Origin of the sequence: Aeromonas sp. FDAARGOS 1402, from assembly GCF_019046925.1 — a bacterium.
Lineage (GTDB): Bacteria > Pseudomonadota > Gammaproteobacteria > Enterobacterales > Aeromonadaceae > Aeromonas > Aeromonas caviae.
In genome coordinates this window covers 1032116-1044731 of the sequence record NZ_CP077201.1, presented here as the reverse complement: position 1 = coordinate 1044731, position 12616 = coordinate 1032116, and the positions used below count along the sequence as shown (strand labels likewise).

General features: G+C 63.5%; 16 protein-coding genes. 6 read left to right on the top strand and 10 right to left on the bottom strand.

Annotation, left to right across the window (positions count from 1 at the left end; all coding sequences use genetic code 11):
• The first annotated feature begins 132 nt into the window (after positions 1-132).
• Complete coding sequence (locus I6L32_RS05050; RefSeq protein WP_216944768.1) at positions 133-747, top strand: outer membrane beta-barrel protein; 615 nt, start codon at positions 133-135, stop codon at positions 745-747.
• Between the two features lie 45 nt (positions 748-792).
• Positions 793-1323 carry a GNAT family N-acetyltransferase gene (locus tag I6L32_RS05045; protein ID WP_041214334.1) on the top strand — a complete coding sequence of 177 codons (531 nt, stop codon included), beginning with the start codon at positions 793-795 and terminating at the stop codon, positions 1321-1323.
• On the opposite strand, the gene I6L32_RS05040 is transcribed toward I6L32_RS05045, so the two are convergent.
• Positions 1304-1609, bottom strand: coding sequence for a monooxygenase (locus I6L32_RS05040; protein ID WP_103261951.1), 306 nt, complete (start codon positions 1607-1609; stop codon positions 1304-1306). The genes I6L32_RS05045 and I6L32_RS05040 overlap by 20 nt on opposite strands.
• Before the next feature lie 121 nt (positions 1610-1730).
• On the opposite strand from I6L32_RS05040, the gene I6L32_RS05035 reads away from it, so the two are divergent.
• A complete protein-coding gene (locus I6L32_RS05035) occupies positions 1731-2087 on the top strand; it encodes a helix-turn-helix domain-containing protein (RefSeq protein WP_039040461.1) in 357 nt (118 codons plus the stop codon).
• Here I6L32_RS05035 and I6L32_RS05030 read toward each other — a convergent pair.
• The 3 genes from I6L32_RS05030 to I6L32_RS05020 all read right to left on the bottom strand — a co-directional run bounded on the left by I6L32_RS05030 (position 2059) and on the right by I6L32_RS05020 (position 6001).
• Positions 2059-3096 (bottom strand): acyltransferase, encoded by a 1038-nt coding sequence (locus tag I6L32_RS05030; protein ID WP_049637275.1) that lies wholly within the window; start codon positions 3094-3096, stop codon positions 2059-2061. The genes I6L32_RS05035 and I6L32_RS05030 overlap by 29 nt on opposite strands.
• Before the next feature lie 176 nt (positions 3097-3272).
• The gene (locus I6L32_RS05025) at positions 3273-3893 is read right to left on the bottom strand and encodes a PepSY-associated TM helix domain-containing protein (protein ID WP_161957714.1); all 621 of its coding nucleotides are present in this window, start codon (positions 3891-3893) and stop codon (positions 3273-3275) included.
• Between the two features lie 65 nt (positions 3894-3958).
• The gene (locus tag I6L32_RS05020) at positions 3959-6001 is read right to left on the bottom strand and encodes a TonB-dependent siderophore receptor (RefSeq protein WP_042015362.1); all 2043 of its coding nucleotides are present in this window, start codon (positions 5999-6001) and stop codon (positions 3959-3961) included.
• Between the two features lie 271 nt (positions 6002-6272).
• Here I6L32_RS05020 and I6L32_RS05015 point away from each other — a divergent pair, with 271 nt between their 5' ends.
• The gene (locus tag I6L32_RS05015; protein ID WP_216944767.1) at positions 6273-6752 is read left to right on the top strand and encodes a GNAT family N-acetyltransferase; all 480 of its coding nucleotides are present in this window, start codon (positions 6273-6275) and stop codon (positions 6750-6752) included.
• Between the two features lie 82 nt (positions 6753-6834).
• Here I6L32_RS05015 and I6L32_RS05010 read toward each other — a convergent pair whose 3' ends face one another.
• Positions 6835-7893, bottom strand: a complete 1059-nt coding sequence (locus I6L32_RS05010; RefSeq protein WP_029313567.1) for a porin — start codon at positions 7891-7893, stop codon at positions 6835-6837.
• Between the two features lie 218 nt (positions 7894-8111).
• Here I6L32_RS05010 and glpX point away from each other — a divergent pair, with 218 nt between their 5' ends.
• Both glpX and I6L32_RS05000 read left to right on the top strand, forming a co-directional pair.
• Positions 8112-9122 carry a class II fructose-bisphosphatase gene (gene glpX, locus I6L32_RS05005; RefSeq protein ID WP_039040467.1) on the top strand — a complete coding sequence of 337 codons (1011 nt, stop codon included), beginning with the start codon at positions 8112-8114 and terminating at the stop codon, positions 9120-9122.
• A gap of 141 nt (positions 9123-9263) precedes the next feature.
• Complete coding sequence (locus I6L32_RS05000) at positions 9264-9515, top strand: YkgJ family cysteine cluster protein (RefSeq protein WP_049637177.1); 252 nt, start codon at positions 9264-9266, stop codon at positions 9513-9515.
• A gap of 163 nt (positions 9516-9678) precedes the next feature.
• On the opposite strand, the gene murA is transcribed toward I6L32_RS05000, so the two are convergent.
• From murA to mlaD, 5 genes are read right to left on the bottom strand one after another with little or no spacing between them, the layout of a single operon-like run.
• Positions 9679-10935: a UDP-N-acetylglucosamine 1-carboxyvinyltransferase gene (gene murA, locus I6L32_RS04995; protein WP_041211853.1), complete on the bottom strand. Its 1257-nt coding sequence runs from the start codon at positions 10933-10935 to the stop codon at positions 9679-9681.
• A 19-nt stretch (positions 10936-10954) separates the two neighbouring features.
• Positions 10955-11212: a BolA family iron metabolism protein IbaG gene (ibaG, locus tag I6L32_RS04990; protein WP_010675882.1), complete on the bottom strand. Its 258-nt coding sequence runs from the start codon at positions 11210-11212 to the stop codon at positions 10955-10957.
• Positions 11212-11484 (bottom strand): lipid asymmetry maintenance protein MlaB, encoded by a 273-nt coding sequence (locus I6L32_RS04985; protein WP_010675881.1) that lies wholly within the window; start codon positions 11482-11484, stop codon positions 11212-11214. Before I6L32_RS04985 ends, ibaG begins: the two co-directional genes overlap by 1 nt.
• A complete protein-coding gene (gene mlaC / locus I6L32_RS04980; protein ID WP_039040470.1) occupies positions 11481-12113 on the bottom strand; it encodes a phospholipid-binding protein MlaC in 633 nt (210 codons plus the stop codon). The genes I6L32_RS04985 and mlaC overlap by 4 nt, the downstream gene beginning before the upstream one ends.
• A gap of 2 nt (positions 12114-12115) precedes the next feature.
• A complete protein-coding gene (gene mlaD, locus I6L32_RS04975) occupies positions 12116-12613 on the bottom strand; it encodes an outer membrane lipid asymmetry maintenance protein MlaD (RefSeq protein ID WP_010675879.1) in 498 nt (165 codons plus the stop codon).
• Between the last annotated feature and the right edge of the window lie 3 nt (positions 12614-12616).

Here is a 12616-nt window from a genome sequence, read left to right as displayed (position 1 = left end):
GATGAATAACCCCGGGGAGCACAGATTTTTCCATCGGGAGCGGGGCAATGGGGCTGGTACAGCCCCCGTCCAGTGTGGGAGACGGGCGCTCTGATATGCTTTGCGCAGGTCTTTTCACCAAAGGATGAGCACATGAGAGGAGCGATGGGGATGGTGCCGGGGCTGCTGCTGCCCCTGGCGGGCTGGGCAGCCGAGCCCCCGGCGACGGGCTGGCAGCTGACGCCCTTTGCGGGATACAGCTCGGCCATCGACTTTCGGGCCATGGACGAGCCGGCCCCCACGCCGCACGGGAGCGACATCGACACCCTGCAAGGGGAGCGCTCCGGCAGCTGGGGGCTCTTCATCAGCAGGGAGGTGGATGACCCCGGCATGGTGGAGCTGCTCTACAGCCACCAGTCGACCCGGGTGTCCCCCGAACTGCCCGACAGGCTGACGGTGGACACCCTGCAGTTTGCCGGGGCCCTGACCCTCTCTGACCACCTGATGGCCCCCTATATCGGCGCCGGGATCGGGGTCACCCGCTTCGATGCCTACGACAGCGAGACGGCCCCTTCCATGTCCCTGGCCCTCGGGGTGCAGCCGCGCCTGACCGAACATCTGGCCGTGCGGGCCGAGGTGCGCGGCTACGGCTCCCTGGTCAATGACGACAGTGCGTTTCTCTGCAATCCCGAGGTCTGCGCCTTTCGGGTGCGAGGGGAGCTCATCACCCAGTGGCAGGCCAATATCGGCTTGACCCTGAGGTTCTGAGCCTCATGATTGGGCTCCTTTGACCAGACAAGGCGATACGACTCCGTGCCATCCCTGCCCCGTGAACTGCCCGTACTGCTGACGCCAAGGGGGCGACTGCGCCCCTTCGATGGGCGGGATGCTGCCGATCTCTTCGCCATCTACGGGGATCCCCTGGTGATGCGCTTCGTCGGGGAGCCGCCGTTTCCCTCCCTTGCCACCGTGTCGCAGATGCTGGCTAGCGTCGAGCGGTTGCTGGCTGGCGGCGAGTCGCTGGAGTGGGGGCTGGTGTTACGCGGCAGCGGCCGCCTGGTGGGCACCTGCGGCTTGCACAGCTTTGCGGCCGGCGCCAGCCTGCGCCAGGCGGAGGTGGGCTGCATGCTGGCCCGCAGCCACTGGGGACAAGGTCTGATGGGGGAGGCGCTGAGCGCCCTGATCGCCTATGCCCGCCAGCTTGGCATCGTCACCCTGCTTGCGGATATCGAACCGGACAATCTGCCCAGCCAGCGGCTATTTGAGCGGCTGGGCTTCATCTGGCAGCAGGATACCTGCTACCGGTTGCTGCTGGGCGAGGAGATCACACCAGACCGCGCGTGACGCGGCTGAGGGGCTCGTTGACGTCGAACACCTTGTACTGCACCGCGCTGGCGCCCATGGCGAGCACCCGCTGCTCATGCATGGTGGCGTAGGCGAGGGCGCTCCCCTCATCCTCGAACAGATAGATGCCGCCCGCCTCGCCGGTGCGCGGGTTCTCGGTCCAGATCTTGGAGATGAAGCCGGGCTCCCGGGTGATGGAGTCGGCCAGCGGCATGGCCGCAGCAGTGAGGGCTGGTCCCATCATCTGGGCGGGGAAGTTGAAATGGATCTGTAGCAGGCTGGGCATGATAAACCTCTCGTGGGCGTTGATTGGCGGAATCCGCATCATAGGAAGCCAGCATCTTGGCTGCAAGAAGGCACATTTTCGTGGCATAGTTACCGCAAAGTAACCACTCACGAGCCATACCGTGCCCTCACTGCCCTGTCCCGCCTATCAGGTATTGCGCCTGCTGACCGGCAAATGGAAGCCGGCCATTCTGTTTCATCTGCGCGAACAGACCCTGCGTTTTGGCGACCTGCGCCGCTGCCTGCCCGAGGTGAGCCAGAAGGTGCTCACCGCCCAGCTCAAGGAGCTGGAGAGCGACGGTGTCATCATCCGCACCCTCTACCCCGACGTACCGCCCAGGGTGGAGTACTGTCTGAGCCCCCTTGGCGTCGCCCTGATCCCCCTGCTTCAACAGATGCACGATTTTGCGCTGAACCACGTTGATCTGCTGGCTGGTCAGGGGCCTGTTTCTAGCGAGCCCGCAGCAACCAGCGGCTGAGGGCTGTGGCCGCCAGCAGTCGGTAGCCGAGCAGAGTGAGCGCCAGCAGCGCGGGTACCTTGAGGAGTTCCCACCACACCTGTTTGCCCTGGGGGCCGAAGATCATCAGCCACACCACCAGCATCATGTGCAGACAGTAGAGGCCGAGCACCTTGGGGGCCTGGCGCTCCAGCCAGCTGCCTTTGCCCCATGCGGGGTTGGCCAGCAGCAGGCCGAACAGCCCCAGCGCCCAGGGGAGCGAACCCAGCAGGAAATCATGACGAGCGAGGGGGACGGCGGCAACGCGCAGCAGACCTGCGGCCTCCAGGGCGTAGAGCCCCATCCCCGCCATCATCATCAGGGCGCAGCGCCTGGCGTCCGGCTGCCAGGCACGCAGGCGCAGCTCGGCGCCAAGCGCCACGAACAGCAAGGAGAAGAAGGGGCCGTTGCGGGTCAGCAGGGCCCACTCGCCCCCCGGCAGTAGCGGGCCATAGGAGCCGCCGATCAGGGCCAGGGCGTAGAGCAGGGCCCCCAGCAGCAGGGCCAGCCTCGGCAGGCGGGCCTGCTGGCAGAGCCCCAGGATTAGCACCGCCACCATCAGGGCGGGCAGGAACCAGAGGTGGATCATGCCGCCCACCCACCAGACGTTGAGATGATCCCCGAGCTGCATCTGCCACTGGCCTGCCATGGCGGGCAGGTAGCCCTCGCTCACCGCCGCGAGCGGGTTGAACGGTATCAGCACGTAGAGCAGGCTCCACGCCAGCCAGAGCCCCAGCAGGGGTCGGCAGTAGCGCAGTGCGACCGTCAGCGGGTGGCCCGCAGCGAGGGCGGGTTGCAAGAAGTAACCGGCGCACAGGAAGAACAGCGGCACCGCGAAGCGGCAGAGCTGGTTGATGACGGCCCCGACCAGAGGGTAGGGCGTGCCGTCCCACAGGGCGGGGTCGAAGGGGTTGCTGAAGGGGGAGAGATGGATGGTCATCACGGCCAGGATGGCCACCACTCGCCCGCATTCGATGCTGGAGATGCGCATGATTCCTCGCGGCGTTCGGGAGCTGGGCGCACCCTATCAGCCGCAGGCGTTCCCTATCCAGCCGCCTGGTCGCCAACTGTGACCCCCATCGGCGGCCGGTTACCCTTTGTTACCCGAGGTGCGGGCAAGGTTACCGCCGCCGGGAGCGGGATCCCGTTTTGGTGTCGGTAAAAGGGCTAGAGCAGGGCCACCAGCACGGTGACCAGGGCGCCCAGCAGCAGCAGGGTGATGCCGCGACCGGCGGGGCCGTGCAGCTTGTTCCACATCAGCAGGCTGGTGAGGGCCAGCAGCAGCATGGCCAGGGCTGCCAAATCCCCCACCAGTTGCCAGGGCAGGCCGGTGCCCATGCCACGGTGCAGCCGGTTGAGGCTGGCAGCGAAGTTGGCCTGCTGCAGCTCGGTGCGCACCAGCAGAGTGCCTTCCACATAGCTGGCGGCCACGCTCTGGCTGAGGGTGACACCGCGCAGCTCCCAGCGGGCCGGCAGGGTGAGGGAGCCGGAAGGTGTGGGCAGGGTCTGGGGCGGGGTGATCTGGGGTCGCCCCTCCTCGAACATGTCTGCATAACGCTGTTGCAGCAGGGCTTTCAATTCATCCGGGCTGGCCAGCGGCGTGCTCAGTACTATCTCTTCGCTCGACTTGGCGGTGTGGGGACCGGGCAGGGGCAGCACGGCCCTGTGTTGCAGCCAGAGGCCGGTGAGGCCGTAGAGCAGCATCAGGGTGAGGGTGGCAAAGCCTGCCCAGGCGTGGATGCGGCGCACCCACTTGTTGTTGTGCAGGGGGAGTTTTCTGCGTGTCATCGTTCGGTGCTTCATAACAATCTGGCCAGCGAACGCTGGCCAGAGGGGTCGGTAAACAGGGAGGATCAGAAGCGGTAGGCGGCGGTCAGGTGCAGCTGACGGGGCGTGCCCGGCATGATCTGGGCCGCGCTGGTGGCGCTGACGAAGTAGTCGTGATCGGTCAGGTTCTCCACGCTCAGCTGGGCTTCCCACTGGGGCCAGCGGTAGCCGGCACGGGCGTCGAAGCGGGCGTAACCGGGCAAGGTGGTGGTGTTGGCGTTGTCGGCGAAGCGATCCCCCACCGCCGTCATCCCGGTCTCGCCGAACCAGCCCTGCTTGCCGCTCTGGTAGCCGGCGAACAGCTGGCCGTTCTGGCGGGAGACGTTCATCGGTCGCTTGCCTTGCAGGTCCGCGTCTGCCTTGACCTGCTCGGCATCCTGGATGGCGACGCCGCCGCGCAGATAGATCTCGTCGGTCAGCTGGGCACGGGCGCTCAGCTCTATGCCGTCGGTGCGCTGCAGACCGGTGAGGATCACCCGGGTGGGATCCAGCGGATCCTTGCTGCGTTTGTTGTACATCTCCAGCCGGTAGAGAGAGAAGGTGGTGGCGAGACGGCCGTTCAGCCAGTCGCTCTTCACGCCCCCTTCATAGAGCCGGGTGTGCTGGGGATCCAGGTTGTTGTTCTTGTCCCCCGGGGTGATGCCGATAAGCTCACCGCCCACCGGGGTGAAGGTCTTGCTGTAGGAGGTGTAGAAGGCATGCTCCTCGATGGGGTTCCACACCAGGCCCAGGCGCGGACTCAGGCTGGTGACCGAGAGGGTCTCTTCCTTGTCGAGGTCGTTGCGGCGGCTGGTGACGGTGAAGTCGTCGCGGCGCAGGCCTGCCAGCAGGTGCCAGTCGCCCAGGCTGAGCTGATCCTGCACATAGAGGCCGACACCGCGCACCCTGTGATGGGCGTCGCTGGAGAGTTTCATGGCGCCGTCGTAGGTGGGCAGGGAGCCCGGATCATAGAGGTTGCCTGCCGGGATCGGGTTGGCGTTCTGGTAGAGCTTGGGGGTGCGATCCTGCCAGCCCTGCTCCAGGCCCACCAGCAGACGATGGGCGACGGGGCCGGTTTGCAGCTGGCCTTCCGCCTCGGTGTTGCTGGTGAGGCTGCTGGCCTTGAGATCCTGCTGCCAGCGGGCGCGGGTCACCTTGTCACCCTTGACGCTGGTGACATAGGTATTGTCGAACTGGCTGTCGAGGGTGGTGTAGCCGAGCTGCTGGCGCAGTTGCCACTGATCGTTGATGTCCCAGGTGAAGCGGGAGCGGGTGGACTGGGCCACATCGTCGATGAAGTCGCGGCGGGTGTCGCTGTAGACGCTCTCGATGGGGACATCCGCCGGGCGACCATCGACGCCGGGAATGCCGCGATCCGGGGTGCGATCGTGCTCGTTGCGCTCGTATTGCACCAGCCAGTTCAGGGTGTCGGTGATCTCCCAGTTGACGGAGGGGGCCAGCAGGGTGCGCTTGCTGGTCACGTCGTCGCGAAAGCTGTCTTTGTCTTCCTGGGCCAGGTTCAGGCGCACCTGTACCCGCTCTCCTGCCTCGCCGTTGAGGTCGGCGGCGAAGCGTCGGCTGTCGAAGCTGCCGACCTGGGCGCTGACGCTGGAGGCCTGCCCCTTCTGGGGAACCTTGCTGACCCGGTTGACGATGCCGCCCGTGCTGCCACGGCCGTAGAGCACGGCGGCGGGGCCCTTGAGCACTTCGACCCGCTCGATGTTGCCAAGGTCGCGGGTGTATTGCATGTCGTCGCGCAGGCCGTCGAGGTAGAAGTCGTTGCTGGCGCTGAAACCACGGATGGTGACGCCGTCAAAACGGGTGTCGCCGCTGGCGTTGACGCCAGGGATGCCGGTCAGGGCTTCACTCAGGGTGGGCTGGCCGAAGGCGGTCAGCTCGCTTGCCTTGACGCTCTCGATGCTCTGGGGCACCAGCTTGGCCGGGGTGGCGGTACGGGTCGCGGTGGCGACCTCTTCATGTTGGCTGCGTTTGCCGACCACGGTCAGGGTTTCGTCTTCGGCACGGGGGCTGGTGCAAACCGCCAGCAAGGCGACGCCCAGCAAGGCGCGCGGGGAGTTGGAATGGTTCATCTGGGTGTGACTCTTTGTCGACCAATCGGCCTGAACTTGTTGATTTAATTGTAATTATTTATTTCTCTCATCGCGAGAGGTTGCTAATGATATTGATTTTCATTTGCCTTGCAAGGAGAAGATGCAAGAAAAAGAGATCATTGGCGGCAGGCACTGAGGGGGCTGGAACCTCGGGGAAAAGGCCGGGGGAACCTTGGTTCGGTTCGGAGGGGACGCTACCATGGTGGCCTCGCGCCTTGGCGCACCATCCGGAACACACAGGGAGAGAAACATGGTCGAGATCATCAGGGCGGATCTGCACAACCCTCGCCACGGCGAGGCGCTGATCGCGATGCTGGACGAATACGCCAGGGACGAGATGGGGGGCGGCAATGCACTGGCGGACGAGGTGAAGGCGAATCTGGCCGAAGCCCTGGCCGCGCGACCCGGTGCCCATGTGCTGCTGGCTTGGGTCGATGGGGAGCCCGCTGGCGTTGCCACCTGCTTCGAGGGCTTCTCGACCTTCGCCTGTCAGCCGCTGCTCAATATCCACGACATGGCGGTGCACCCTGCCCATCGCGGCCAGGGCATCGGCAAGCGGCTGTTGGCGGAGGCGGAGCGGCTCGCCCGGGAACTCGGTTGCTGCAAGCTGACCCTGGAGGTGCTGGAGGGGAACAAGGTGGCCCAGGCTGCCTATCGTGCCAGCGGCTTTGCGGGTTATGAGCTCGATCCTGAGGTGGGCCGGGCCATGTTCTGGCAGAAGAAGCTCTGAGCCTCAGTGACAACGCGATCATCCCAAATGAAAAACGGCGCGCAGAGTGCTCTGCGCGCCGTGTCGTCAGGTGGTTGCCGACTTAGAAGTCGTAGCGGGCCGCCAGCTGGAAGTCATCCTTGGTGTTGAGCTTGCCGCTGTCATGGCTGTCGAGGTTGTTGATGCGGTACTCGCCGATGACGCGCAGGTTCTTGTTGAACTTGTACTGGGCACCCAGGGTGTAGTAGTCGATGGAGTCGTAGTCAGACTTGCCAGCCTGCTCCACCTTCTGCTTGTTCCACAGGGCCATCAGGCCGAAGCCGCTCTCGAAGTTGTAACCCAGCGCCCCTTCCCAGCCGGTGTGATCCTTGCCGGTGGCCAGGAAGTCGCTGCCGTCGGCATAGCTCAGGGCGGCGTAGAGGGCCTTGTTGTCGTACTTGGCGGAGAGCAGCCACAGCTTGGCATCCTCTTCACCGCTCTTGTCGCGGATGCCCACGTTGTAGGCGGTCCCCAGGGAGAGGTTGAACGGGAAGGTGTAGGCCACGGCGGCACCGTAGGCGGCATCGCTGTCCTTGCTGGAGGTCTCTTCGGTGTCACCGCCATCGAACTTGTAGCTGGTATCTACCTGGAAACCGTTGAACAGGCCGGAGTACTTCAGCACGGAGCCGGCGCGGTTGGTGGCGAAGGTGTCGGTCTTGGCGCCCAGTGCCTCGTTGCCGTAACCATCGGAGAGGGAGACATCAGTCCAGTCCGCCAGGAAGCCAGGAGCCCCCTTCTGGCGACCGAAGGTGACGGTTCCCCAGTTGGCGCCGACACCGGCGAACGCCAGACGGGTACGCAGGTTGTCGGAGTTCTCGCTGACGGTCTTCTCGCTGTCGTTGATGTACATCTGCAGTTCGTACTGGGCCAGCGCCTTGAGACCCGGGTTGATCTCGCTCTCTACCTTGGCGCCCAGACGGACAAACTGGTTGGCCCCCTGCTTGTCGCTGTATTCGTTTTTGATGTCACCGTTGGCGTCCAGCTCTTTCTTCTCGCCGAAGAACTGGCCGGCGTAGATGCGGCCGTAGAGGTCGAGCAGGGTGCTCTCGTTTTTGTACACTTCAACGGCTTGAGCCTGGAAGGCGGCGGTAAGAGCCAATGCTACTACTGTCAGCTTTTTCATCATGATCCCTTGTGTTGCAAGCTTTTGTTTTAAAAGACGGGGCCATGCTAGAAGTGACAGATGACAGTCGGGTGACCGTGCAATGAACAAACCGTGTCGGTTCCATGTCAGCGGGATGAAAACCGGGATTTATGTGGCTGGTCGCCACTTTTACGCGCAAAGGTTTGCCCTTGTGGTAGAATGCCGCCCGTTTTCGAGCTCCTAAGGTTGGATATGCGATGAGACGTGAACTGGCAATCGAATTTTCCCGAGTGACGGAAGCGGCTGCACTGGCTGGCTACAAGTGGCTCGGACGTGGTGACAAGAATATCGCCGATGGCGCGGCCGTGGCGGCCATGCGTCACATCCTCAATCAGATCCAGATCGATGGCGAGATTGTGATCGGCGAAGGGGAGATCGACGAAGCCCCCATGCTCTACATCGGCGAGAAGGTGGGCACGGGTCAGGGCGACGCCGTGGACATCGCGGTCGACCCCATCGAGGGGACCCGCATGACTGCCATGGGTCAGGCCAATGCTCTGGCCGTGCTGGCGGTGGGCGACAAGGGATCCTTCCTCAAGGCCCCCGACATGTACATGGAAAAGCTGATCGTGGGCCCCAAGGCGAGAGGCGCCATCGATCTCGATCAGGCCCTGGAGCTGAACCTCAAGGCCGTGGCCAAGGCGCTCGGCAAGCCCCTCTCCCGTCTGACCGTCATCACCCTGGCCAAGCCGCGTCATGACAAGGCGATCAAGGAGATGCAGGGCCTGGGAGTGCGGGTGTTCGCCATTCCTGACGGCGACGTGGCCGCCTCCATCCTCACCTGTCTGCCGGACAGCGAAGTGGACATGCTCTACGGCATCGGTGGCGCGCCGGAAGGGGTGATCTCCGCCGCGGTGATCCGCGCCCTGGACGGCGACATGCAGGCTCGCCTGATCCCCCGCCACCAGGTCAAGGGTGACAGCCCCGAGGTTCGCGCCCTGGGTGAACAGGAGATCGCGCGCTGCGAGGAGCTGGGCATCGACGTGAGCAAGGTGCTCAAGCTCGAAGATCTGGCCAAGAATGACAACGTCATCTTCTCGGCCACCGGCATCACCAAGGGTGATCTGCTGGAAGGGATCACCAGCGACGGCGTCATGGCGACCACCGAGACCCTGCTGATCCGCGGTAAATCGCGCACCATACGTCGTATCAAGTCGATCCACTTCCTGGATCGCAAAGACAGCGTGGTACGCGACATCATCCTGTGATGTGCTGACTCCCGCAGCAAAAAGCCCGGCACTGCCGGGCTTTTTGCGCTCTGCAGGGCGCCAGGGTGCCCGGGCAGGGATAAGGCTTAGGAGAAACCGGACTCCTTGCTACACTGCGGTGCCCCACAGAGGAAAAATCACATGGAATGTCGTCAGGGATGCGGTGCCTGCTGCATCGCCCCCAGCATCAGCAGTGCCATTCCCGGCATGCCGGACGGCAAGCCCGCCGGTGTGCCCTGTGTGCAGCTCGATGCGCACCTGGGGTGCAAGATCTTCGGCCAGCCGGAGCGCCCGGCGGTGTGCGGCGGCTTTCGCCCCATGGTGGACGTGTGCGGCTCCCATCGCCAGGAGGCCATCTGGCTTATCGGCGAGCTGGAGCGGCTGACCGCCTGAGCCCTTGATCCTCTCCCTCGGGGAAAGGGTGCCTGCTTGTCCTCCTCGTCCCCACCCCCTTCTCCCGCAAGGGGAGAAGAGGGTGCCGCCATTCGGAGTCATGAAAAAGGCCCCCTCGCCTGGCGAGGGGGCCTTTTTATCGTCGGCTCATGGTGAAGCCAGCTTATTCCTTGATGCGCTCGATGCGACCACCCAGGCCTTGCAGCTTGTGCTCGATGTCTTCGTAGCCACGGTCGATGTGATAGATGCGATCGACGATGGTGGCCCCTTCGGCCACGAAGCCGGCCAGCACCAGGCTGGCGGAGGCGCGCAGATCGGTCGCCATCACCTGGGCACCCTTGAGCTGCTGGGTGTCGCGGCAGATGGCCACATTGCCCTGCAGTTCGATGTCGGCACCCATCCGAACCAGCTCGGGCACGTGCATGAAGCGGTTCTCGAAGATGGTCTCGGTGACCATGCCGGTGCCCTGGGCGACCGCGTTCAGCACGGTGAACTGTGCCTGCATGTCGGTCGGGAACGCCGGATAGGGGGCGGTCTTGATGGTGACAGGTTTCAGGGTGCGACCTGTCATGTCGAGGGTGATCCAGTCGTCACCCTTTTCAATCAGGGCGCCAGCCTCTTCCAGTTTGACCAGTACGGCTTCCAGCAGGCTGGGGTCGGTGTTGCGGCAGGTGATCTTGCCACCGGTCACGGCGGCGCCTACCAGGAAGGTGCCGGTCTCGATGCGATCGGGCTGCACGCTGTAGCTGCCACCGTGCAGACGTTCTACGCCGTCGATGGTCAGGGTATCGGTGCCGGCGCCCTGAATGTTAGCTCCGAGCGCGTTGAGGAAGTTGGCCAGATCGACCACCTCCGGCTCACGGGCGGCGTTTTCGATCACGGTGCGACCGTCAGCCAGGGTGGCGGCCATCATCAGGTTCTCGGTACCGGTCACGGAAACCATGTCCATCAGGATGTGGGCACCTTTCAGGCGGCCGTCGACGCGGGCTTTGATGTAGCCCTCTTCGATGACGATCTTCGCGCCCATCAGCTCCAGGCCGTGGACATGCAGGTTGACCGGGCGGGCACCGATGGCACAGCCGCCGGGCAGGGAGACGTCTGCTGCACCGAAGCGGGCTGCCAGCGGGCCCAGGGCCAGGATGGAGGCTCGCATGGTCTTCACCAGCTCGTAGGGGGCGACATGATTGTTTACCGCGCCGGTCAGCACGGTCACGTTGCCGTTGACCTTGGTGGTGGCGCCCAGCATCTCCAGCAGCTTGAGGGTGGTACCCACGTCTTTCAGGCGCGGTACGTTGGAGAGTTGAACCTCTTCGTCACACAGCAGGGTGGCAAACAGGATGGGCAGGGCGGCATTTTTGGCGCCGGAGATGGTCACTTCACCGGAGAGGGTGCAGGGGCCTGTGATCTTGAATTTGTCCATGGTTTACTTCTTTACCAAATCAGGAGGGCAGCTGGAATTTACGCTCGCGTTTCCACTCGGCGTCGGTATAGGCCTTGATGGAGAGAGCGTGGATCTCGTTGGTGGCGATCTTGTCCATCAGCGGGGCATAGATGGCCTGTTGTTTCTTGACCCGGCTCATGCCGTCAAACATGTCGCCGACGGCGATCACCTGGTAGTGACTGCCGTCCCCTTTGACATGGACTTCGGACAATGGCAAAGCCTCGAGGAGTATCGCTTCAATTTCAGAGACTTGCATTATGAGTCCTCAGTTGTGAGCGGGGTTGAATGAAAGAGGCTGGCCACCCCGTAAAGGTTGGCCAGCGTATGGAAATCGTTGGAGGCACCCACCAGTGTCGGAGTGGCACCCCGTGCCAGTGCCGCCTTGGCCCACTTGACCAGCAGGGCAAGGCCGGCGGAATCCAGGGTAGTGACGGCACCGAGTTCGAGCCGGTCGTCCTGCCACCAGTCGGCGCGGCGTTGCCACAGATCGTTGACCTGCGGGGCCTGCAAGTCACCGCTCAGGATCATGACTTGATCACCAGCGGCTTGGCGTTGTGTTCACGCAGCTGGGCGATCACCGCATCGATGCCGTTCTGGCGAATGAGGCCGCCCAGCTCGTTCTGCTTGGCAGAGAGCAGGCTGATCCCTTCGGCAACCATGTCGAAGGCTTTCCACTCGCCGGTCTTGTTGTTCTTGCGCAGCTTGAACTCGAGGAAGATGTCCGGCTTGCCAGCCTCTTTCACGCTGACGTTGACGGCGGTGATGTTGCTCTCGGCGGCTTTGCCGGGCTGGACCTTGACGGTCTGCTTGTCGAAGTGTGCCAGTGCGTCCGCGTAGGAGCTCACCATGTACTCGGTGAAGACGTCCACAAAAGCGTCACGCTGGGCAGGGGTCGTCTGTTTGATCTGGTTGCCGAGCACCTTGTAGGCGGCGAAGCGGTTGTCCACGTAGGGCAGCAGCTCCTCGCGGATGATGACGCGCAGGTGATCGGGGTTGCTCTTCACCTGGGCCTGATCGGCTTTCAGGCGGGCAAAGGTCTGCTGGGCGGCCTGATCCACGAGGGCATAGGGGTCCGAAGTATTGACATCCGCACGGGCGACGAGGGAGAACAGCATGCTGGTCATCAGACCCAGCATCAGGGCGATCTTCTTGAACATGGTTACTCCTTGGTTGCGGGTGTGTTGGCCGGAGAGGACTGGCTGTAGAGGAACTTGCCAATCAGATCTTCCAGCACGATAGCGGACTTGGTGTCTTCGATCATGTCGCCATCCTTGAGCATGCTGGTGCCCATCTCCTCATCGCTGAACCCCGGTGCCAGACCGATGTACTGCTCACCGAGCAGGCCAGAAGTCAGGATGGAGAGGGTGCTGGTCTCGGAGAACTCGCCGGCACTCTTCTGCATCTGCAGGGAAACGATGGGGACCTGGCTCTTGGGATCCAGGGTGATGTCGCTGACACGACCGACGACGACGCCGCCGACCTTGACCGGCGAGCGTACTTTCAGGCCGCCGATATTATCGAAATGGGCGCGCAGGGTATAGGTTTCTCCTTCCGGTTTGAAACTCAATCCCGCCACTTGCAGTGCCAATGCCAGAATGGCCGCGATGCCAGCCAGCATGAAGGCGCCAACCAGAAATTCTACTTTGCTGAACTTCATCTT